Source organism: Streptomyces sp. NBC_01384 (assembly GCF_045040035.1).
In the GTDB taxonomy this organism is placed as follows: Bacteria; Actinomycetota; Actinomycetes; order Streptomycetales; family Streptomycetaceae; genus Streptomyces.
This window is the reverse complement of the sequence record NZ_CP109559.1, coordinates 2372053-2392783: the sequence shown is the minus strand read 5'-3', so window position 1 is coordinate 2392783 and position 20731 is coordinate 2372053. Positions and strand designations below refer to the sequence as shown.

Below are 20731 nucleotides of genomic sequence, written 5' to 3'. Positions count from 1 at the left end.
CGGGTGTTGCTGGTGTCCCTGGGGCTGACGACGAGCCGGGTGGGCGGCTATGCGCGGCCGTTGTCGAAGCGACGGGTGTGGGGCGGCGCCCCAGGGTGAGCAGGAGCGACGCGCGCTCCGGGAGGGACGGGAGGGCGGTCCTAGCAACGACCGTCGGACTCGGACTCGGACTCGGACTCGGACTCGGACTCGGACTCGGGCACGACGGCCGTCGCCGTGATCTCCACCAGCTGCCCCGTGTACCCGAGGCAGGCCACCCCGAGCAGCGTCGACGAGTGGGGGCCCGTACTGAGCCCTGATGCCTCGACGACACCCCAGACGTCCGAAAGAACCCTGGGCTCACCGCTCACGACATACACATCGGTCGACACGACGTGCGCGAAGTCGCTGCCCACCGCGCGAAGTTGATCGCCGAGATTGGCGATCACCTGCTCGGCCTGCCGTACAGGATCACCCACGCCGACGATTTCCCCCGCCGCGTCCAGCGGCACGGCCCCGGCGAGGAATGCGAGTCGCGTGCCCGCCTCGACGACCGACGCGTGGGCGTAGGCGGGAGGCGGGAAGAGGCTGGGGGCGGTGACGCGTGTGAGCACGGGAACTCCGGGTTTGTTCGGCTGGGGTGGGCAACCTGCCGATCATGCGGGCACGCGTCCGGCGACCGCATTCGATTTTCCCCCGGCCCCCGGCCCCCCGACCCCCGGCCCCCCGGCCCCCTGGGTCATCCCAGCCACCCCCGGTCATCCCTGGCGGAAGACCCCGTCGGTCATCCCCAACCGAAGGCCCCGCCATCGCCATAGGGGCTGTCCACCCGCCACCCGTCGTCCCGCGCCGTCCGTTCGAACGCCCCGATCCTGTACGCGAGCCCCTCCGGCTCCCCGATGTCGCACCAGTCCCCCGCGTCGGCCCACTCCTCCTCTCCCCGGATCAACGGGCGCCCCCGGACGGCGAGATGCAGCGCGAGCGTCGAGCGCGCGTAAAGCCGTACGGCGGCACGCTCGTCCGGGAGCCCGGCGTACTCGGCGGTCTCCCGCAACCGCAGCCGACCGCCCTGATCACCGGCCACGAGGAGCGGCACCCACTGAGCGGAACCTCCTGAGCCCGCCACCAGGAAGGTCAACTCACCCTCATCCTCACTCTCGCGGACTTCGTACCGCGGCAGATACGACAGCCGGGCGAACCCGAGTGCGTGCTTCCACGAGGTGACCCACAGCCCTCGGGCAAGGTAGTAGCGCACCGAGTTCTGCCAGGTCCAGTGCGCGTCGAGGCGGAAACCGTGCAGCCCTTCGGCACGGCAGGCGTCGTACACCGTGCCCAGCGCCGCTGCGGCGAGACCGCACCGCCGGGCGACGGGATGGACGTACAACGACCAGACCCGCAGCGCCCCGGCGCCGGCGGGCCAGGTGTCGACGGCGATCGTGCCCAGGGGCCCGGACGCATGAGCAGAACCGGGGCCGGGGCCGGGGGCGTGCTCGTGCTGTGGCCAGATCCAATACCTCCTGCGGTACTCGTCCTCGTGCCGGTGTGCCCGCCCGTGCGAACCCAGCCGAACGCGTAACTCCTTCTCGCGCGTGACCGTGAGCGAGTCCGGGTCGACGCACTCGCCGAGGGCGCCCTCGGCGAGTGACGCGAGATCCCAGAGCCCGAACCGGCGCCCTTCGCCGAAGCCGACCGCACGCAGTCCGCCGGACGCCGACAGGCGTTCGTGCACGCGCAGGGCGAGATCATTTCTCACGAGATCATTTCTCATGGGTCCGGAGCGTAGGAGCGCTCCGGGGCAACAGCCCTGCCCTGGAAGGGGCTTCACCCATCAGTTCATCAGGGCGGTGGACCATGCCATTGATCACGTGCTTGCCTCTCGCACTCCCGCGCGAGGGTCGGATATGCCTCGGCGATGGCGGCGTAGACCCGTCGCCGCAACAGCGCCGCGGCCTCGGCCCGCCCGGACGACCGTCCACCCACCGGCAGTCGATCCAGAAGCTGGTCGTACCCGCCCAGCCGATGGCGCAGGTACTCGACCTTCCAGCGGTCGAGGGAGGCGCGGGAGGCGCCCTCGACCGCGGCGGCCTCCGTCTCCGGCCGCTCGCCGGGACCCTCCGCCGAACCCGGACAGTGACGGGCGCGGTGCTCGACGGCACGCAGGGCCAGCTTGCCCGGATCCAGTCGCGGGACCTCGATCGGCTCGTTCCGGACCCGCTCCATGACCTCCGCCCGCCGCCGCTCCAGAGCGGCCCGCACCGCCTCCGACCGCCGCCCGGCTGTCTCCGCCACCGCACGGAACCCCTGGCTCCGCTCGGCGGCCTCGACCCGTTCGGCGCGGTAGAGGCGGGTGTGCGGTGCCGACCTGAAGCGCGGATTGACGGCAAGCCGGTCCGGCGCACCGAGCAGCCGCTGCACTATCCCGCCGGTCCACCCGCGCGCCCGCAACCCGGCCAACGAGACGTATTTCTGCCCGTCCTCCTCGTAACCCATCATCATCGACTCTCCCCGTAGCGCACTCAAAAGTGACTCTCTGTGACGACACTTCCCATTAGAGCGCGCCCCACTGACAATCGCCCGAGGCCGACGGACGGCCCGCTCCCGCGCCCGCCGCAAATTGACCCGACAGCCCCGGCACCCGCGTCCATCCTCACCTCGTGCCCACACCATCCGAGCCCCGACCAGCAGGAGCCATGCCGGTGAACGCCGACGACGAGAAGTTCCTCGATCGCCTCAGCAACCGTCTCGCCGACCTCCCCACCGTCCAGGCGGTTGCCCTCGGCGGCTCCCGCGCAGAGGGCACCCACGGCCCCGACAGCGACTGGGACGTGGCGATCTACTACCGGGGCGCCTTCGACCCCGACGATCTCCGGGCCGTCGGCTGGCAGGGCGAGGTATCCGAGATCGGCGGCTGGGGCGGCGGCGTGTTCAACGGCGGTGCCTGGCTGACCGTCGACGGCCGCCGCGTCGATGTCCACTACCGCGATCTCGACGTCGTGGAACACGAGTTGGCGGAGGCGAAAGAAGGCCGCTTCCACGTTGAGCCGCTCCTTTTCCATCTCGCCGGAATCCCCAGCTACCTCCTCGTCGCCGAGCTCGCCGTCAACCGTGTCCTGCGCGGCGACCTACCCCGCCCCGCCGCCTACCCGGCGAAACTCCGCACGTCCGCCTCCGCCCACTGGCACGGCACCGCCCACGCCACCCTCGCCTACGCCAAGGCCAACCACGCACCCGCCGGTCGTCTCACGGAGGCCGTGGGAGCCCTGGCGACCGCCGCCCTGCAGACCGGCCACGCGGTGCTGGCGGCGCGCGGGGAATGGGTGACGAACGAGAAGCGGCTGTTGGAGCGGGCCGGGCTGAGAGGGATCGACGAGATCGTGCGCGGCGGGGTGAACGAGCCGGAAGGGCTGGTGCACATGCTCGGGCGGGCTGAGGAGGTCTTGGACGCCGCTGTCGCCCGGGCCCGGGAATCCGGCGCCGAATAACCCTTCGAAAAGCCCCTGCTGTCACTGCTACCGTCACCGACGTGGCGAAACTCAATCAGATCATCGCAGTCGAGAAGGGCATTAAGTCCAAGTCCCACCAGGACCTGACGGCCGCTCATCACGGGTTGCAGAAGCCCGCTTTGCTGGCCGGTATCTCGCGGACCTATCAGCCGAAGGACGAGGAGGGTGAGCAGTTGCCGCCCGAGTCGACGCGGGTGCAGGTGCAGGCCGAGGACGTGTTGCGGGAGACCGCGGGGACGCTCATCCGGCTGTTCGACGTGACCGCCACCAAGGACTGGGCGAACTGCACGGCCCGGGCGGATGTGAAGGTGGACGGGCGGGTGCTCGTCGCCGACGTGCCCGTGTCGTATCTGCTCTTCCTTGAGAAGCAGCTCACCGATCTCAACACCTTCGTGCGGAAGTTGCCCGTTCTCGACGCCTCCGAGTCGTGGGTGCAGGATCCGTCCACCGACGCGTGGAAGACCGAGCCCGTGCGGACGCTGCGTACGAAGAAGGTGCCGCGGAATCACGTCAAGGCCGAGGCCACCGAGAAGCATCCTGCTCAGGTCGAGGTGTACTACGAGGACATTCCCGTCGGGTACTGGACGACCGTGAAGTTCTCCGGCGCCCTGCCCGCGCGGCGTGTGAACGAGCTTCTCGACCGGGTGGAGAAGCTGCAGCAGGCCGTCAAGTTCGCCCGCGAAGAGGCGAATGGCGTGGACGTCGTCGACCAGCGTGTCGGGGACTCCGTGTTCGGCTACCTGTTCGGGTAGCCTCTGAAACTCCCCGGCCACAACGCACCACGGCCGGGGTGCGCGAGGAGCGCAAGCTGAACCTGAAGCTTGTCGTGAATGCACGGTTCCAGTGGAGGTTCGAGTCCTCCCCGCGGCACCAAACGGCACTCCACGGAGTGCCCACGCGCCGCGGTAGCCCAATTCGGCAGAGGCAGACCGTGATCAATCTCAGACTCTTGCTCCAGACTCAGTATTCGCCGCCGATCGCCGGATCGACCGGACCCAGGCCCCGGTACGTCGAAATGCTGGTTCAAGTCCAGCCCGCGCAGCTCGATGCGTGGTGGTCCAAAGGCAGGACGCGGCGACATAACGACTGACCTGGGTCCTCAAGCGTGCCGGCGTGCTACATGGGTGGCATCACAGGGTCCGGGGGCCGGCTACGCCCTCGGACCCGCTCCACTTCATCCACCGCATCCGGTTCATCCACCCCGTCCAGCTCGTAGTTGCGTCCATAAAGAACGCGGCTTCCCCGCAAAGCGTCACATCGTCGAAATACTCGCGTTTCTCTCCCTCCAGAAACGCGATCTACCGTGGACATCACACCGCCCGGCCGACGTCGCCCGAAGGCAGCCCCGCCCTCGCCCCGACAGGAGCCCCGTGTCCCGCCTCAGCGCCGCCGTACCGCCCTGGCTCGCCCACGCCCTGCGTGCACAGCGCGGGCCCGTGCCCTGGAACGCGGTCGTGCGGGGGGCCCTGGCCGCCGGGCCGCTCCTGCTCGCGGCCGTTCTGAGCGGCCGGACCTCCGCCGGTGTCCTCGCCGCCCTCGGTGCCATGCTCGCTGGGATCAACGATCGGCCAGGAAGCCGTAGAGCCGCGGTCAAGCGGCTCGGGGTGCCGGCGCTCGCGGGAGCCGCAGGACTGCTCGTGGGGTCGTACGCCGGGCAGCATGTCGGCGCGGTGACACTCACCCTTCTTCTCACGGTGCTCGGGCTGCTCGCCGGAGCCGTCAGCGCCGTCGGGCCCGTCGCGAGCGGAGCGGGTACACAGCTGCTCGTCGCCGCCTCCATCGGGGCCGGGATGCCGCTGCCCGAGCCCGGCTGGCAGCGGGCGCTCTTCTTCGTCGGCGGGGCCGGGTGGCTGCTCGTGCTGCGGCTCGCGCTGCCCACCCCTGGGGCTACCGCCGGGGACTACCGCTTCGACGGGGAGCGGGACGCCGTAGGTGGTGTGTACGACGCGATCGCCGCGCTGCTCGAAGCGGTCGGGGGGCCGGATGCGACCGCTCGCCGGGTCGCCCTCACCGCCGCGCTCGACCACGCCCAGGACGCGCTCGGCGGGCCCCGGCTGCGGCGGTACGCAAGTTCCGCGGCCGAGCGGCGGCCGCACGCACAGTACGCCGCCGCGCTTCCGCTCGCCGAGGCCGCCACCGCGCTCGCCTGGGCGGGCGAGGCGGTGCCCGCACGGGCCGCCGAAGGGCCGCGGCGGCTCGCCGTCGCCGTACGGACCAGTACGCACACCGGGCCGCTGCCCGCGCCCGCCCTCCCCCACGCTCGGCTTCGCTCGCGCGGGGGCACCCCCATCGCACCAGCGCTGCGCGCCCTCGACGACGCGCTGCTGCACGCCGCCGACGCCTTCGACCGGGGAGAGCGGGGTGGCGCCGGAAACGCCCTGCACAACCGGCGGCTCACCGCCGCATCCCTTCTCCGCACCGCCCTCGGTTCCGGAGGACGCGAGTACGGACTGCGGGTCGCCCTCTGCTTCGGCGTCAGCGTGGCCGTGGCACAGGCCCTGCACCACGCCCGCTGGTACGGCAACCACTCCCACTGGTACTGGCTCCCGGCGACCGCCGTCTTCCTGGTCAAGCCCGACCTCGGGCCGCTCGCCTCGCGGGTGATCTGCCGGGCGGCGGGGACCGTGCTGGGCGCTGTCCTCTTCGCCGGGTTCGCGGCGCTGCTGCCCCGGCCCGCCGGGCTGGTCGCTCTGGTCGCGCTGTGCGGGGCCCTGATACCCGTCGCCACCCGGCACTTCGCCGCCCAGACCGCCGTCGTCACCGTGCTCGTGCTCTCCCTCGTCATGGTGGGAGGGGAGCCGGGGGCATCCTGGAGCCGGATCGGCGAGACGCTGCTGGCCTGCGCGATCGTGCTGCTCGTCGGACATCTGCCGGCGCTCGGGCAGCGCGGGGGAGGGGTACGGGCCCGGCTCACCCGCGCCGCCGAGGCCGCACAGGCCTACCTCGCCCATGTGCTGGGCGACGGTACGACGGACGACCGGGCCGGCCGCTGGGCCCTGCGCCGCGAGGCCTACCGCGCACTCGCCGAGGCCCGCGCCGCGATCGACCTTGCCGCCGCCGAACTCCCCGCCCTGGCCCGGCACGCCGAGGGAACGGACGAGGTCGCGGCCGTCCTCGAACGCCTCGTCGACACCACGACCGCGTGCGCCGTGCAGCTCGACGACACCGGACGGCTCACCCCCCAGCACACCGAACGCATCGCCGAACTCCTCGACGAGCTGGCCGAGGAGCGCGAACGGGCGGGGCTGGTGGTGAAGGAGGGGCAGGCGCCCCCTGTTTCGCTCGCGGGCTGAGCACCGGAAGCGGGACCCGCCGTACGGTGACGCCATGACGCCATGACGCCATGACGCCATGACGCCATGACGCCATGACGGCGTCCGTCCCGGCCCCGTCCGTCACCACCCCGTCGGCAGGCGGCCCCGCCGATCTCCTCATCACCGGATGCACCGCCCTCGTGCACGACGAACACGAGGAGATCGGGTTCGTCGAGGACGCCTCGATCGTTGTACGGGGCGGGGTCGTCGAAGCGGTCACGCGTGAGGCGCGCCTTCCGGACGCTGCCCTGCGCATCGACGCGCGCGGCCAGGTGGCGATCCCCGGCCTGATCAACTGCCATACGCACACGCCGATGGTCGCCCTGCGCGGGATCGCCGAGGACCTGCCCGCCGAGGAGTGGTTCAACGAGGAGTGGTTCAACGAGGAGTACGACACCTGATCCACGCTGCCTAGGGTGGAGGGCATGGATCCCGCAGAAGGCCTCATCGACCACCCGTACGCCGTCTACGACCGTCTCCGCGACACCGCGCCCGTGCACCGCATCGCCGGTACCGACGGCAACCCCGCCTGGCTCGTCACACGGTACGAAGACGTACGTGAGGCGCTCGCGAACCCGCTGCTCTCGGTGGACAAGAAGCATGCGCTGCCCGGAAGTTACCAGGGGTTGTCGCTGCCGCCGGCCCTCGACGCCAACCTCCTGAACATGGAGGCGCCCGACCACACCCGCATCCGGCGCCTGGTGGTCCGCGCCTTCACACCGCGCCGCGTCGAGCAACTGCGCGCACCCGTGCGGGAAACCGCCGACCGGCTCCTCGACGCGCTCGGACCGCACGGCAGCGCCGACCTGATCGCCGCGTACGCCGCGCCCCTGCCGATCACCGTCATCTGCGACCTGCTCGGCATTCCGGGGGAGTACCGCCGGGACTTCCGGGCCTGGACCGACGTGCTCGTCGCGCCGGACCCGGCGCGTCCGGCGGCCGCCAAGGAGGCGGTCGTGGCCATGCTCGGGTTCCTCACCCAACTCCTCGTGGACAAAAGGAAGAAGCCGGCGGACGATCTGCTCTCCGACCTGATCGCGGTGCGCGACGAGGGCGACCGGCTCACCGAGGACGAGCTGATGTCGCTCGCCTTCCTCATCCTCTTCGCGGGGTACGAGAACACCGTGCAGCTCATCGGCAACGCCATCCTGGGGCTGCTCACCCATCCCGACCAGCTGGCCGCCCTGCGCGCGAACCCGGAGCGATTCCCCAACGCGGTGGAGGAGTTCGCACGTCACGAGGGGCCCGCACTGCTCGCCATCCGGCGCTTCCCCGTCGAGGACGTGACGATCGGCGCGGTCACGGTGCCCGCGGGCGAGACCGTCCTGCTGTCCCTGGCCGCGGCCGACCGGGACCCGGCCCGCTTCCCGGACCCCGAGCGCCTCGACCTCGACCGGGACGCCTCCGGCCATCTCGCCCTCGGCCGGGGCATCCACTACTGCGTGGGCGCTCCGCTGGCCCGCCTGGAGACGGAGATCGCCGTGTCCGCACTCCTTGATCACTTCCCGGACCTCGCGCTCGACGCCGACCCGGCCGAGCTGCGGTGGCGGCCCTCCCTGCGCGCCCGCGGCCTGCTCGCGCTCCCGGTGACGTACTGACGCCGGAAGCCCCTCCGGAGGCCCGCCCAGAAAGGCGGTCACTGAACGACTGAACGCAAACGGATGGTGAGGACTGAATCTGTACGGATACCGCTACGAAACGTGCGTGAGCCGAGAGTTCCCTCACACCAAAGCAGTGAACGAGTGTTGACTATGTCTCAGTACCGTCACTGCGCGAGCCCTTCACCCCGCCTTTGGCGTTTAACTCTATGAGTACGGCGCCATGAATACGGCGCTACATGGAGGTGCAGGGTGAACGGGCGAATGGTGCTGGAGCGCTTTCCCGCCGGTGGGCCGCGCGGTTCGTGGCCCGCCGAGGAGTTCGCGCAGGCGTGCCGCCTGGAGGGGCAGGCCGCGGAGGTCGTCATGGACCTCGCCTCGGACGCGTTCCTGGTGATCGTCCAGGGCGGGGAACTCGTCGAGTGAGGTCGCCCGAGACCGACCGCGTTCAACCCGCCTTCGGAGCGGGCACTTTCGTGGGCACCGTCGTGGGCGTCTTCGTGGGAGCCCTCGTCGTGAACTGCTCGGCCTGCAGGGAGTACAGCTCGGCGTAGACGCCGCCCGTGGCCAGCAGTTCGTCGGGACTGCCGGACTCCACCAGGCGGCCCTGTTCCAGGACGTGCACCAGATCGGCGTGGCGGACCGAGGCCAGCCGGTGGGTGATGAGGATGACCGTCTGGCCGCTGCCCGCCAGGGCCCTGATCTTCTCGAACACCTCCAGCTCGGCCCGGGCGTCGAGCGCCGCGGTCGGCTCGTCCACGATCAGGATGCGACCACGGCGGTACGCGGCCCGTGCGATACCCAGCCGCTGCCACTGCCCGCCCGACAGCTCGTGCCCGCCGCTGAATCCGCGGGCCAGCAGCGTGTCCAGGCCGCGTGGCAGGTCCGCGACCACGTCCTCGGCCCCGGCCTCCGCCGCCGACGAGGCGACGCGCTCATCGGTCAGCGGCGCCGAGGCTCGCCCGACCGCGACGTTGACGCGGGCCGTGAACGGCCAGCGTTTGAAGTCCTGGGCCACCATGGCGATGCGTTCGGCGAGTTGCTGCCGGTCCGCGGTCGCCGCGTCGACGCCGTCCCACATGATCCGGCCCCGCTCGGGCGCGTACAGGCCTGCGAGCAGCTTCACCAGGGTGGTCTTGCCCGAGCCGTTCTCGCCGACGAGCGCGACGATCTTGCCGAGCGGCACCTTCAGGGTGACGTCCGCGAGCGCGGGCCGGTTCGACGCGCCCGGATAGGTGAACGTGACGTTCTCGAAGCGGATCTCGCTCGGATCGGCGGGGAGCGGATCGCCGCCCACCGGGATCGCGCGCTCGGCCGCCTCCACGTACAGGCGCTGCAGGTCGCCCACGAACAGGGCTTCCTCATGAAGGGAGTTGACCTCGAGGACGAGGGTGTCGAGGCTCGCGGAGCCGGTGCGGATCGCGATCACGGCCGTACCGGCGACGGAGAGCGCCATCGCACCGGCCAGCAGCAGTCCGCCGAGGGTCGCGTACGTCGCCACGGTGGCCAGGCCCGTCCAGGCCGCCGCGATCAGGCCCGTACGGGCGGAGAGGCGGGCCAGCCGGGCCTGTTCCGCCTCGGCGGACTCCGACATCTGGCGGAAGTGGCGCAGCAGGAACGGTCCGACGCCGTGCACACGGATCTCCGGGGCCGCCGCGGGCTCGGTGAGCAGACTGCTGATCAGATGACCGGCGCGGGCGTGCTGCACCCAGGTGTGGAAGGACTCGTAGCGGCGCCGGGCGATCGTCAGGGAGCTCCAGGCGCTCGGCAGGGTCATCGTCACGAGCAGCGGAAGCAGAGCGGGGTGCAGCACGGTCAGCACACCCGCGGCCGCGATGAGCGAGATCATCGCGTTCACTGCACGGGTGGCGATCGCGATCATGCGGCGGGCCGAGGAAGCGCCGTACTGCGCGGTGTCCAACAGCTTGTGGAAGGCGTCGTCCTCGATCGCGGACAGTTCGACGGCCGCCGCCCGCTCCAGGTACAGCTCGGTCGCGACGCGCTCCACCTTCGGCTCCAGGCGTCCGGTGGCATACGTCGACGCGGCCCGCAGCAGCGCGGCGAGCAGCATGACGGCGGCGACCGTGATCAGCGCCGGGCCCGCGCCGCGCAGCCGGTCCTCGACCGGGCCGCTCGTCATCAGCCGGCCCAGCACGCTGTTGACGGCCAGCAGGCTGACCGCCTGCGCCGCGCCCCGGGCCAGTTCGGCGGACAGCACGATCCGGGCCGCGCGACGGTCCGCGGTCCAGGCGAGCCGGAAACTGGACGCGAGCAGGGACGGCAGCCGCGTCACCATCGCGCGGAAGTTCAACTCGAGGAAGGCGTCGGAGTGCTGGGACCAGCCCATGTCGTAGCGCAGCGGGCCGCCGAAGAGCAGGCGTTCGGAGGAGGACGGCGCAGGTTTGTCGTCGTCGCGTTTCTTCTTGCGCGCCCGCCTGCCCGCCTGCTCGCCCGCCGACTCGGTCGTCGGCTCGGTCGCCGGCTCGCCCACTGATTTCCCTGCTGGCTTCCCCACCATTGGCCTCCCCGGGAACGGATGAACGGTGCCTTCCCCAGGAACGCGGCGCTCCACTCGTGGTGGCGGCGGAGTGTTGGCGGCCACCGGCGCACTTCGGACACGCCCGGCAGCCCCCCGACCGGAGGTCTACGCGCTGATGGGCGGTCTACGCGCTGAGGGGACGCGACCAGACGGGTGTCGTCCCCATGACCCGGCACAGGGCCAGATAGAGGGGGATCGGCGGGGTGTAGGGCAGGGTGCCTTCCGGCCTGTGGATGAGTCCGGGGGCGTGCGGGGTGTCCGGTACGACTGCCCCGGTGGCGTAGTGGGCGGGCGCGGGCCAGTCCAGGGCCACGTCGGACTCGGAGGGTACGAGCCACCACCAGTGCGCTCCGTCGGCGTACACACAGCCCACGCGGGGCAGCCGCGGCAGCAGCAGCGGTCCGAAACGGGCGGGCACCGCGACCGCGTCGCAGCCCAGCGGGACCGTCATGCCCTCGGGCAAGGGGAGACGTCGGAACGCTCCGGACGCCGTCTGCTCGCGCATCAGGCGGACCAGAGTGTCCAGGCTCAGGACCTGAGCTCCGGGTCCTGTCGCTGACGTACCCCTCACAGCCATTCGACCCCTGTCCCCCAGGACGCTTCCGTCCCGGCGCCCCGGCCGCCGGCGGCCGGTGGCTTCTTCGCGCTCCACCCGAGGTCGGACCGGGCCGCTCCGGCACCCGTGGCGGTTCCCGCCGGTGAACGCGGCAGATCCGCCCAGACCAGCAGCCCCGGCCCGGTGTCCTGGGCGCCCCAGGACCGGCACACGGCCGCGACGAGCAACAGCCCCCGGCCGTGCTCCTCCTCGGGTCGCTGTGGCGAGGGGTGCGGCTCGCCCGGAGCGCATCCCTCGTCGCCTACGGCTATCCGCACCAGGTCGTCGCCATCGTGCAGTTCGCACACGACACGCTTGCTCGCGCTGTGCACGATGGCGTTGGTGACCAGTTCGGAGACGACGAGGACCGCGGTGTCGCAGGTGTCGTCGGACACGGCCCAGCCGACGAGCCGGGCACGTGTCAGATGCCGGGCCTGAGCCACGGAACCCGGGTGTGCGGCCAACTCGAAGCGGAACCGGCGCACGGCGGCCGCGCCGCGGCGCACCCCGGCGGCGGCACGCAGACCGGGGCGGTCTTCGACGGCGTCTGTTCCTAAGGGCGCGGACGGAATCACGCTTGCCACTATCGCCCCGCCGTGAACACTTGGCAAGTGTCACTCTGAAAAATGCAGAGTGCCATGTGACTCTGAGAAGGGCCGTGGCACACTGCTGGCAACAGCAAGTCGAGCGGCGCCAGTTGGGATCGTCGAAGAAGACGAAGAAGTCGAAGAAGATTCCGAACGGCGCCGTCCGGTCTGTCGGGACGCAGCGCCTTCCGACCAGGACGCAGTGCCTGTCAGGCCGCAGTGCCCGTTCGGAACTCCCGGAACCCAGTGCCGTTCCGGACTCAGTGGAGGTGGGACGTGAGCGAACCGCGATCCGCGCCGACGGTCGGTCAGGTCGTCCTCGGCCGACGCCTGCTGGACCTGCGGGAACGCGCGGGTCTCAAGCGTGAGGAGGCCGCGCGCATCCTGCGTGTCGCGCCCGCGACGGTCCGCCGGATGGAGATGGCGGAGGTCGCTCTCAAAATCCCGTACCTCCAGCTCCTGCTGAAGTCGTACGGGGTCTCCGACGACGAGGCCGAGGCCTTCGTGCAACTGGCCGAGGAGGCCAACCGGCCCGGCTGGTGGCAGCGCTTCCACGACATCCTGCCGGGCTGGTTCTCGATGTACGTCAGCCTGGAGGGCGCCGCCACCCTCATCCGTTCGTACGAACCCCACTTCGTGCCCGGAATCCTGCAGACCGAGGAGTACGCCGGTGGCGTCCTGAAGTCGGGCGCCATCGGCCAGACCAGACCCGAGGACATCGAGCGTCATGTGGCGCTGCGCATGCAACGCCAGAATCTGCTCACTCGTGAGGGTGCACCCCGGATCTGGGCCGTGATGGACGAGACGGCTCTGCGCCGCCCCGTCGGCGGTCCCGAGGTGATGCGCGCCCAGATCGACAAGCTGCTCGAGGTCACGAAGCTGCCCAACGTGACGCTCCAGGTCGTCCCGTTCTCCACGGGGCCGCACCCCGGCACGTACGGGCCCTTCGTGCTGTTTCGCTTTGCCATGCCGGAACTCCCGGACATGGTCTACAGCGAGTACCTGACCGGCGCCGTCTATCTGGACGAGCGTTCCGAGGTGGCGACCCACCTCGAGGTCATGGACCGCATGGCGGCGCAGGCCGCCACGGCACATCGCACGAAGGAGATCCTCCAGGATCTCCGCAAGGAGCTGTGAATGGACAACATCAAGCAGCGGATACGCAATGAGCGGATCTACAACGGGATGCCCGCCCGTGAACTGGGCAGTGAGGGCTGGCACAAACCCTGGAGCGGAGGCAACGGCGGCAACTGCTTGGAGGCGATGAAGCTCGCGGACGGACGCATCGCCGTCCGCCAGTCGGCGGATCCGGACGGGCCCGCGCTGATCTACACGCCCGGCGAGATGACCGCGTTCATCCAAGGGGCCAAGGCGGGGGTGGCGGACTTCCTTCTCTCCTGACCGACCTGAGCTGTCTTGACTCTTGCATTCTGTTGAACGCTGTTGAACTCCCCTAAAAATGGTGCTGAATTGATCACTCGCCGCGCTACAAGACCCTAGAACCAAGACCCGAGAACCAAGACCCTGGAACCACGACAGCATGCGGCGCGGAGCGTCGACCAGACGGCTGACGGCGATCGCCGGTAGCGGCGGCTGGTTCGCGCGCTCCGGGCCAAGACTCAGTCCGTAAGCGCCCGGATCAGCGCGGCCCGCCGCCCGCCCGCCCCGGACAGCTCCAGATGCACACCAACGACGCACGCAAGGCCGGTGAGAGCGAGGACCGGCTGCACATGGTCGAGGTGTGGCGCGAGGCCCGGCACTTCTTCACCGAGAAGGAGCGCGCGGCCCTCGCCCTCACGGAGGCGGTCACCCTGATCGCCGACGGCGGCGTCCCGGACGACAGCTACGCACAGGCCGCCGCGGTCTTGGACGACCAGGAGCTGGCCCACGTGCCGGCGCTGATCCTCGCGATCAACACGTGGAACCGGGTGGAGCTGTCGACGGCGAAGGTGGCGGGCACGGACGGGCGCCGCGGACGCGCTGTGCCGGTGGTGGGCCTATGCGGTCATGGGGCGGTCGTACGGTCCGATCGGCGCCGGCAGTTGCGATGTCCCGGCCAGGGCGCGGTCCACGGCGGCCGCCACCGCCCGCCCCTCGGCGATGGCCCAGACGATGAGGGACTGACCGCGGGCCGCGTCCCCGGCGACGTACACCTGGGGGACGTTGGTCGCGAAGTCGGTGCCGCGGGCGATCGTGCCGCGCGCGTCGAGGGCCAGACCGAGCTGGTCGATCAGACCGTCGTGGCGGTCGGGGCCCGAGAAGCCGAGGGCGAGCAGCACGAGGTCGGCGGGGAGGGTCCGCCCGGAGCCGGGGACCGGGCGGCGCCGCTCGTCGACCTCGACGAGGTGCAGGGAGCGCACGCGCCCGTCCGGGTCCCCGGTGAAGCGGAGCGTGGACGCCGCGAAGAGCCGCGCGTCCGCGTCCGCCGCGGGCGCCGTCCCCAGCGCACCGGCCTCCTCGTGCGCGGCGGAGAGCCGGTAGATCTTCGGGTACGTCGGCCATGGCTCGGCGTCCTCGTCGCGCTCGGCCTGCGGCAGCGGATAGATGTCGAGCTGGGTCACGGACGCGGCCCTCTCGCGCACGGCGGTCCCCAGACAGTCGGCACCCGTGTCACCGCCGCCGACTATGACGACGTGCTTCCCGGCCGCGGACAACGGCGAGACCTCCAGATCCCCCTCGCACACCCGGTCGGCCAGCGGCAGATACTCCATCGCCTGATGGATCCCGGCCAGCTCCCGCCCCGGCACGTCCAGTTCACGCCAGGCCGTGGCTCCCACCGCGAGGACGACGGCGTCGTAGCGCGCTCGCAGCTCCGCCGCCCCGATGTCCCGGCCGATCGCCGTCGACGTGCGGAACTTCGTTCCCTCCGCCCGCATTTGCTCCAGCCGCCGATCCAGGTGCCGCTTCTCCATCTTGAACGCGGGGATCCCGTACCGCAGCAGTCCGCCGATCCGGTCGGCCCGCTCGTACACGGCGACGGTGTGCCCGGCCCGGGTCAGCTGCTGCGCGGCGGCGAGCCCGGTGGGCCCCGACCCGATCACCGCGACCGTCCGCCCGGAGAGCCGGTCCGGTGGGCACGGTGGCGTGAAACCGTCCTCCCAGGCGCGGTCGGCGATGGCCACCTCGACGTTCTTGATGGTCACCGCGGGCTGGTTGATCGCGAGGACACAGCCCGCCTCGCAGGGCGCGGGGCACAACCGTCCGGTGAATTCGGGGAAGTTGTTCGTCGCGTGCAGCCGGTCGCTCGCCGCCCGCCAGTCCTCGCGCGAGACGAGGTCGTTCCACTCGGGGATCAGATTGCCCAGCGGGCAGGCGTCGTGACAGAACGGGATTCCGCAGTCCATACAACGGTCGGCCTGCCTGCTGATGATCGGCAGCAGCGCACCGGGGACGTACACCTCGTTCCAGTCCCGCACCCGTTCCTCGACGGGCCGACGGGGATACTCCTCGCGCGGAGTGGTCATGAATCCCTTGGGATCGGCCATGGCCGTCTCCCTTGCGTACGCGTACCGGCATGGGGCCGCCCGGCCATCGGACGTCTTCGGCCCGCGCCCTTCCGGCGGCACTCCTTTCCCGCCACGATACGTCGCCTCCGGGAGCCCCGCCGCTCAGTCGACGGGCCCCGTCGCGGGCGACGGTTTCCTCAGGTGAGGGCCAGCGTGTACGAGACCGCCGCTGCGGCCGACGCGACCGTGCGGACGTGGTTCCACATGGTCCACTCGCGCGCATACGAACGCCAGTACACGGCGGCCTCCGGCGTACCCGGGTCCATCTTCAGCAGCACGTCGTTGCGCGGGACGTTCGCGACGATCGTCACCCCGAACGTCCCGAACAGATACAGCGCGCTACCCAGCAGCAACTCCACCGTCCCCTTGTCGGGCAGCAGCACGAAGGTGACCACGGCGAGCACGGAACACATCACCGCCGACCCGACGAACACCAGCATGAACGGCGGGCGCACCGCGGCGACATTGATCGCGTTCATCGCCGCGATCCCCTGCGCGGGCGGCAGCTCGGCGATCCCCCTCATCACGAACGTCGAGAACCCGCAGAACACCCCGGCCACCAGCCCGCAGCCGAGCACCCCCAGCACTGTGAGCACGAAATACGGTCCATCGATCATGACAACTCCCGCGTCGCTCCCCGAAGCCAAAGATCCTGCACGCCACCCACCGTCACCACAAGTGAAATTCCGTACGGCGACAGTGACCAGGGCCGAGGTGCGCACACACATATGCGTACACACATAAGTGAGCGTCCAGAGCCGGGTCAGGACATGCCTGGGCACCGACGCTCACGTACACGGCAAGTCACCGTCACGCGCGTACCGTGAGTTCGTCACGCCATCCCTGGAGCCGCACCTCCATCGCGGCCGCGATCCGCCGGCGCGCCTCGTGCCGCGGCACCCCGCCCATCAACAATTGGTCGTACGGCGTATCCACGTGCCGCACGGAGGCACGAACCGCTGAGGTCACCGCGCCCTCGGACAGCGCGCGCCCCGCCGCGCTGCGCCCGACCCGCCCGCTTCCGCGCACCGACGCGTGCGCGGCGATCGCCCGTGCCCGGTCGACAGGACAGCCGGGAAACAGTCGGCGTATCTCCCCCGCGAACGCCTCCGTGAACCGCAGATCCTCCACCTCCCGCCGCCGCGCGTCCCGCGCCCGGCGCCGCCGCCGCGCCTCCGTATCCGCCAGGCACCGCTCCTCGGCCCGGGCCAGCGCCGCCTCCTCGACCAGTACGCCCTGCCGCTCGTACCGGCTGCGCCGCCGGTTGAACCGCACCACGACCGCCGACAGTGCACTGCCCTCCCGCGACCTGCGCGTCAGCGCCGTGTCGCCGCGCGGCAGGAACACGAGATGCCCCAGATCCGCGCAGTCCAGACACCGCGGCGCCCCCTCCTCCAGCACCAGCAGCGCCAGTGGCCCCCTCCAGCACTCGGTACAGCGCCGCTTCTTGAGCGGCTGGATGACGAGAAGTCCGTTACGGGGCGGGGGAGTCGCGATCGCTGCCATACGCGGTTCATTCCCCCGTCCGGCCCGGGATTCAGCCGGCATCCCGCCCGCCTCCTCCCTCAGCCGTCGCAGCCCAGCCGTGTGCGCCGGCGCGAATGGCCTGATCTCCGCCGGGAACACCGCCGGGTCGTCCATCGCCGCCCGCCCGTCCGCCCCACGAGGTTCGCGAAGAGCCCGACGGCGACGAGCCGGCCCACCCCACCCCCCCGCCCCGGCGAGCCCGGCGAGCTGCGCGTCCGCGGCTGACAAGAACTCCGGGTCGAGCGAGTCGAACCCCCGCTCCGGGCCGCGGAACCGCGGCACCCCGTTCACCGCCGCGGTACGGCCGCCCACCACTTCGGTGACCGACACCGGATCCGTGACATCACCCCGTACGACGGAGACTCCGGCCACCCCGAGCCCCGGATTCCGCCCGGATCCCCCTCCTCGACGAGGCCCGCGCCTGGAGCGCCACCCACCTCCCGCACCCCTTCGCCGCCCGTCACGCCCACGAGAACGGCTCGTGATCGCGGCATCATGGGCCCTGTGCGACTCGAAGCGATCACCTGGGAACGGCTCGGCGACCTGCTCGCCGAGCGTTTGTTCGACCTGAAACCCGACGATGGCAGCCCCTGGCCACGCATCGCCTTCGACGGAGCCCCGGCCGCCCGCCCCGGCGACCTCGCGCACCGGGTCTCCGAGGCGCTGCGCATACGCGGCCGGTCCTCGCTCGTCGTCGGCACGGAGGGCTTTCTGCGCCCCGCGTCGCTCCGACTCGAGTACGGCCACGAGGACGTGGAGGCGTACTACAGCGGCTGGTTCGACACCGGCGCCCTGTGGCGCGAGGTCTTCGGGCCGCTCGACCCCGGTGGTGACGGCCGCGTCCTGCCCGACCTCTGGGACCCGGCCACCGACCGCGCCACCCGCAGCCCGTATACCCAACTGGCGCCCGGCGGGCTGCTGTTGCTGCATGGCCCTTTCCTGCTGCGCCACTGGTTCCCCTTCGACCTCACCGTCCACGTGCTCCTCTCCCCGGGCGCCCTGCGCCGCCGCACTCCGCAGCCCGAGCACTGGACCCTCCCCGCCTTCGAGCGCTACGAGGCGGAAGCGGATCCGGGTACCACGGCCGACGTACTGGTACGCGCGGACGATCCACGCCACCCGGCCTGGAACGGCTGAGGAACGGCTCGCGGCACGCGTTGAGCGGTTTCGTCGGTCTCATCGGTTTCGTCGGTTTCGTTGGCTCGGTTGGCTCGGTTGGCTTGATCGGTGCGTATCCATCCCTGGATGCTTTTGTATGCGCGTGCATTTAGTTAGCCTGTGGCCATGACGATCACCCCCGATCCATCGGTCTCCTTCAGCGAGTCGGTCCGTGCCCTTCTCGACGGCAAGAACTTCGCCGGCGTCGCCACCCTCGGCCCCGACGGCGCTCCACACAATTCGGTGGTCTGGATCAAGCGTGAGGGCGACACCGTGCTCTTCTCGTCCACCGCCGGTCGCCAGAAGGTACGCAACCTCGAACGCGACCCCCGCATCAGCCTCTCGGTCTTCGACCTCGCCAACCCCTACGCCTCGGTAGAGATCCGCGGCACCGCCGAGATCCTCCCCGACGAGCACAAACGCCTCCCGTACGAGCTCTCGCACAAGTACCTCGGCATCGACCCTCCCGAGGAGAAGGACGACGAGATCCGCGTGATCATCCGTGTTGTGCCGCGGAAGATCGTGGGTTTCTCCGCCTGAACCTACGGATGCGCATCCCGAACTTCCAGGTGCGCGTCCCCGGGGACGCGGCAAGAATGTAGGGGGCCGGGACTAGCGGTGTGTTCCGCGCCGCGCCGGCCGTCCGGCACCGGGAGGTACTTCATGACCACCGCCGGAGACATCATGCACCGTGGCGCCCAGTGGATACCCGCCCACGAGACCCTGGACCGCGCCGCCCAGCTGATGCGTGAGCTCAACGTGGGCGCGCTGCCCATCAGTGACGAGAACGAACGGCTCTGCGGCATCCTCACGGACCGCGACATCGTCGTCGGCTGCGTGGCCATGGGCCACGACCCGGCTCGGGTCACCGCGGGTGAGATGGCCCAGGGCACCCCTCGCTGGATCGACTCGGGCGCCGATGTCGGTGACGTGCTCCAGGAGATGAAAGGGCACCAGATCCGCCGGCTTCCCGTGATCGAGAACAAGCGCCTGGTCGGCATGATCAGCGAGGCCGACCTGGCTCAGCACCTCACGGACGAACAGCTCGCCGCCTGGGTCGAGAGCGTCTATGCGAGGAGCGCGACGCACTGACCGAGCGGGTCGTGAGAACACGCTCTCGCCCGGCCGGCCATGCCGGGCGTGAGCGTGTTCTCACAGCCAGCCGTTGCGCCGGAATCCCCGGTACAGGACGAGACAGGCGACGGTGATCACGGCTATGACTATGGGGTAGCCGAACCTCCAGTGCAGCTCCGGCATGTTGTCGAAGTTCATGCCGTACACCCCGCAGACCATGGTCGGTACGGCGATGACGGCGGCCCATGCCGTGATCTTCCGCATGTCCTCGTTCTGCGCCACCGTCACCTGCGCGAGGTGCGCCTGCAGGATCGAGTTGAGCAGTTCGTCGAAGGCGGCGATCTGCTCGGTGACCCGCAGCAGATGGTCGGAGACGTCCCGGAAGTACGCCTGTATCTCCGGGGCTACCACCCGTACCGGCCGGGTGGCGAGTTCTTGGACCGGGCGGGCGAGCGGGACCACAGCCCGCCTCAGCTCGAGGAGTTCGCGCTTGAGCTGGTAGATGCGGCCCGCATCGGCCCGCGCGCCGTTCTCGGCGAACACATCGGCCTCGACCTTGTCGATGTCCTCCTGGACCGAGTCCGTGACGTTCATATAGTCGTCGACCACGTGGTCCGCGATCGCGTGCAGCACCGCGGCCGGACCCTTGGCGAGCTGGCCGGGGTCGGCCTCCAACTCCTCGCGCAGTGGCCCCAGCGACCCGTGCCGTCCGTGTCGCACGGTGATGACGAAGTCGGGCCCGACGAAGGCCATGATCTCGCCGGTGTTCACCACCTCACTGGTCGTCGTCAGCTCCTTGTGCTCGACGTAGCAGACCGTTTTGAACACCGCGAACAGCGTCTCGCCGTACCGCTCCAACTTCGGTCGCTGATGGGCCTCCACCGCGTCCTCGACGGCCAGCGGGTGCAGGTCGAAGAGGTCGGCGATGCCGGCGAACTCCCGGCCCGTCGGCTCGTGCAGCCCGAGCCAGACGAAGCCCTCGTCGCTCTTGCGGATCCGCTCCACGGTCTCGACCAGATCGCGGCCGCCCGGGACCCTCGCGCCGTCCTGGTACGCCACGCAGTTCACCACCGCGGAGCCCAGCGGGGACCGGGCGGGGTGACTCAGGTCGACACGGGTACGCCGCCGGGCCAGTCGCGCCACCTTGCGGAGGCCACCGACCTTGCCGAGGCTCGTGACCTTCCGCAGATTCCCTGCCATGGACATCCGGATCTCCTTGCGTGGATCTCCCCGCGCCGTACTCTGCGCCCTGGCGTGCCAGTCTGCCAGGCGAATTCGATCTCCGAGAAAGCCTGTGGGAACGGAACCTTCCACTTCCTTTTGTGGGGTTGAGCCCGGTCGAGCCCGGTCG

At 70.6% G+C, this 20731-nt stretch carries 20 protein-coding genes and 3 pseudogenes; 13 read left to right on the top strand and 10 right to left on the bottom strand.

Features of this window, described 5'->3' with window-relative positions; all coding sequences use genetic code 11:
* Positions 1-9: 9 nt before the first annotated feature.
* Positions 10-99, top strand: a pseudogene (locus OG747_RS10780) (Asp/Glu/hydantoin racemase); the annotation flags it as partial.
* 41 nt (positions 100-140) lie between these two features.
* On the opposite strand, the gene OG747_RS10775 reads toward OG747_RS10780, so the two are convergent.
* From OG747_RS10775 to OG747_RS10765, 3 genes are all read right to left on the bottom strand, one after another.
* Positions 141-593, bottom strand: coding sequence for a RidA family protein (locus tag OG747_RS10775; protein ID WP_405879077.1), 453 nt, complete (start codon positions 591-593; stop codon positions 141-143).
* A 170-nt stretch (positions 594-763) separates the two neighbouring features.
* Positions 764-1747: a GNAT family N-acetyltransferase gene (locus OG747_RS10770; RefSeq protein ID WP_405879076.1), complete on the bottom strand. Its 984-nt coding sequence runs from the start codon at positions 1745-1747 to the stop codon at positions 764-766.
* A 68-nt stretch (positions 1748-1815) separates the two neighbouring features.
* Complete coding sequence (locus OG747_RS10765) at positions 1816-2475, bottom strand: hypothetical protein (RefSeq protein ID WP_405879075.1); 660 nt, start codon at positions 2473-2475, stop codon at positions 1816-1818.
* A gap of 194 nt (positions 2476-2669) precedes the next feature.
* Here OG747_RS10765 and OG747_RS10760 point away from each other — a divergent pair, with 194 nt between their 5' ends.
* The 6 genes and pseudogenes from OG747_RS10760 (at position 2670) to OG747_RS10735 (ending at position 8820) form a co-directional block, all read left to right on the top strand.
* Positions 2670-3461, top strand: a complete 792-nt coding sequence (locus OG747_RS10760; RefSeq protein WP_405879074.1) for a nucleotidyltransferase domain-containing protein — start codon at positions 2670-2672, stop codon at positions 3459-3461.
* 41 nt (positions 3462-3502) lie between these two features.
* Positions 3503-4234 (top strand): hypothetical protein, encoded by a 732-nt coding sequence (locus OG747_RS10755; protein ID WP_405879072.1) that lies wholly within the window; start codon positions 3503-3505, stop codon positions 4232-4234.
* Between the two features lie 618 nt (positions 4235-4852).
* On the top strand, positions 4853-6775 hold the full coding sequence (locus OG747_RS10750) for an FUSC family protein (protein ID WP_405879071.1): 1923 nt from the start codon (positions 4853-4855) through the stop codon (positions 6773-6775).
* A 74-nt stretch (positions 6776-6849) separates the two neighbouring features.
* Positions 6850-7167, top strand: a pseudogene (locus OG747_RS10745) (amidohydrolase); the annotation flags it as partial.
* Positions 7168-7221: 54 nt separating this feature from the next.
* Positions 7222-8394, top strand: coding sequence for a cytochrome P450 (locus OG747_RS10740; protein WP_405879070.1), 1173 nt, complete (start codon positions 7222-7224; stop codon positions 8392-8394).
* A 252-nt stretch (positions 8395-8646) separates the two neighbouring features.
* On the top strand, positions 8647-8820 hold the full coding sequence (locus tag OG747_RS10735) for a hypothetical protein (RefSeq protein ID WP_405879069.1): 174 nt from the start codon (positions 8647-8649) through the stop codon (positions 8818-8820).
* 22 nt (positions 8821-8842) lie between these two features.
* On the opposite strand, the gene OG747_RS10730 is transcribed toward OG747_RS10735, so the two are convergent.
* The 3 genes from OG747_RS10730 to OG747_RS10720 form a co-directional block, all read right to left on the bottom strand.
* Positions 8843-10741, bottom strand: a complete 1899-nt coding sequence (locus tag OG747_RS10730; RefSeq protein WP_405885501.1) for an ABC transporter ATP-binding protein — start codon at positions 10739-10741, stop codon at positions 8843-8845.
* Between the two features lie 316 nt (positions 10742-11057).
* Complete coding sequence (locus OG747_RS10725) at positions 11058-11510, bottom strand: hypothetical protein (protein ID WP_405879068.1); 453 nt, start codon at positions 11508-11510, stop codon at positions 11058-11060.
* Complete coding sequence (locus OG747_RS10720; protein ID WP_405879067.1) at positions 11501-12112, bottom strand: ATP-binding protein; 612 nt, start codon at positions 12110-12112, stop codon at positions 11501-11503. Before OG747_RS10720 ends, OG747_RS10725 begins: the two co-directional genes overlap by 10 nt.
* Positions 12113-12391: 279 nt before the next feature.
* On the opposite strand from OG747_RS10720, the gene OG747_RS10715 reads away from it, so the two are divergent.
* From OG747_RS10715 to OG747_RS10705, 3 genes and pseudogenes are all read left to right on the top strand, one after another.
* Complete coding sequence (locus OG747_RS10715; RefSeq protein WP_405879066.1) at positions 12392-13252, top strand: helix-turn-helix transcriptional regulator; 861 nt, start codon at positions 12392-12394, stop codon at positions 13250-13252.
* Positions 13253-13516 carry a DUF397 domain-containing protein gene (locus tag OG747_RS10710; protein WP_405879065.1) on the top strand — a complete coding sequence of 88 codons (264 nt, stop codon included), beginning with the start codon at positions 13253-13255 and terminating at the stop codon, positions 13514-13516.
* Between the two features lie 272 nt (positions 13517-13788).
* Positions 13789-14085 (top strand): annotated as a pseudogene (locus tag OG747_RS10705) (carboxymuconolactone decarboxylase family protein); the annotation flags it as partial.
* A 27-nt stretch (positions 14086-14112) separates the two neighbouring features.
* Here OG747_RS10705 and OG747_RS10700 read toward each other — a convergent pair.
* The 3 genes from OG747_RS10700 to OG747_RS10690 all read right to left on the bottom strand — a co-directional run bounded on the left by OG747_RS10700 (position 14113) and on the right by OG747_RS10690 (position 17127).
* Positions 14113-15600, bottom strand: a complete 1488-nt coding sequence (locus OG747_RS10700) for a glutamate synthase subunit beta (protein WP_405879064.1) — start codon at positions 15598-15600, stop codon at positions 14113-14115.
* Positions 15601-15758: 158 nt separating this feature from the next.
* On the bottom strand, positions 15759-16238 hold the full coding sequence (locus OG747_RS10695) for a DUF1772 domain-containing protein (RefSeq protein WP_405879063.1): 480 nt from the start codon (positions 16236-16238) through the stop codon (positions 15759-15761).
* Between the two features lie 193 nt (positions 16239-16431).
* Entirely contained in the window at positions 16432-17127 is a 696-nt protein-coding gene (locus OG747_RS10690; protein WP_405879062.1) for a DUF2293 domain-containing protein, read from the bottom strand.
* A gap of 516 nt (positions 17128-17643) precedes the next feature.
* On the opposite strand from OG747_RS10690, the gene OG747_RS10685 reads away from it, so the two are divergent.
* From OG747_RS10685 to OG747_RS10675, 3 genes are all read left to right on the top strand, one after another.
* Positions 17644-18285, top strand: a complete 642-nt coding sequence (locus OG747_RS10685; protein ID WP_405879061.1) for a uridine kinase — start codon at positions 17644-17646, stop codon at positions 18283-18285.
* A 147-nt stretch (positions 18286-18432) separates the two neighbouring features.
* Complete coding sequence (locus OG747_RS10680) at positions 18433-18846, top strand: PPOX class F420-dependent oxidoreductase (protein ID WP_405879060.1); 414 nt, start codon at positions 18433-18435, stop codon at positions 18844-18846.
* Positions 18847-18969: 123 nt separating this feature from the next.
* The gene (locus OG747_RS10675; protein WP_405879059.1) at positions 18970-19398 is read left to right on the top strand and encodes a CBS domain-containing protein; all 429 of its coding nucleotides are present in this window, start codon (positions 18970-18972) and stop codon (positions 19396-19398) included.
* Between the two features lie 60 nt (positions 19399-19458).
* Here the strand turns inward: OG747_RS10675 and corA are convergent, their stop codons facing one another.
* On the bottom strand, positions 19459-20586 hold the full coding sequence (corA, locus tag OG747_RS10670; protein WP_405879058.1) for a magnesium/cobalt transporter CorA: 1128 nt from the start codon (positions 20584-20586) through the stop codon (positions 19459-19461).
* Positions 20587-20731: the final 145 nt, after the last annotated feature.

Coding starts and splice junctions, on each gene's coding strand:
- OG747_RS10765 (WP_405879075.1), bottom strand. CDS start 2,475: ATGATGATGGGTTACGAGGAGGACGGGCAGAAATACGTCTCGTTGGCC.
- OG747_RS10685 (WP_405879061.1), top strand. CDS start 17,644: ATGGGCCCTGTGCGACTCGAAGCGATCACCTGGGAACGGCTCGGCGAC.
- OG747_RS10770 (WP_405879076.1), bottom strand. CDS start 1,747: ATGAGAAATGATCTCGTGAGAAATGATCTCGCCCTGCGCGTGCACGAA.
- OG747_RS10740 (WP_405879070.1), top strand. CDS start 7,222: ATGGATCCCGCAGAAGGCCTCATCGACCACCCGTACGCCGTCTACGAC.
- OG747_RS10760 (WP_405879074.1), top strand. CDS start 2,670: ATGCCGGTGAACGCCGACGACGAGAAGTTCCTCGATCGCCTCAGCAAC.
- OG747_RS10710 (WP_405879065.1), top strand. CDS start 13,253: ATGGACAACATCAAGCAGCGGATACGCAATGAGCGGATCTACAACGGG.
- OG747_RS10730 (WP_405885501.1), bottom strand. CDS start 10,741: ATGGGCTGGTCCCAGCACTCCGACGCCTTCCTCGAGTTGAACTTCCGC.
- OG747_RS10680 (WP_405879060.1), top strand. CDS start 18,433: ATGACGATCACCCCCGATCCATCGGTCTCCTTCAGCGAGTCGGTCCGT.
- corA (WP_405879058.1), bottom strand. CDS start 20,586: ATGTCCATGGCAGGGAATCTGCGGAAGGTCACGAGCCTCGGCAAGGTC.
- OG747_RS10675 (WP_405879059.1), top strand. CDS start 18,970: ATGACCACCGCCGGAGACATCATGCACCGTGGCGCCCAGTGGATACCC.
- OG747_RS10725 (WP_405879068.1), bottom strand. CDS start 11,510: ATGGCTGTGAGGGGTACGTCAGCGACAGGACCCGGAGCTCAGGTCCTG.
- OG747_RS10695 (WP_405879063.1), bottom strand. CDS start 16,238: ATGATCGATGGACCGTATTTCGTGCTCACAGTGCTGGGGGTGCTCGGC.
- OG747_RS10700 (WP_405879064.1), bottom strand. CDS start 15,600: ATGGCCGATCCCAAGGGATTCATGACCACTCCGCGCGAGGAGTATCCC.
- OG747_RS10690 (WP_405879062.1), bottom strand. CDS start 17,127: ATGGCAGCGATCGCGACTCCCCCGCCCCGTAACGGACTTCTCGTCATC.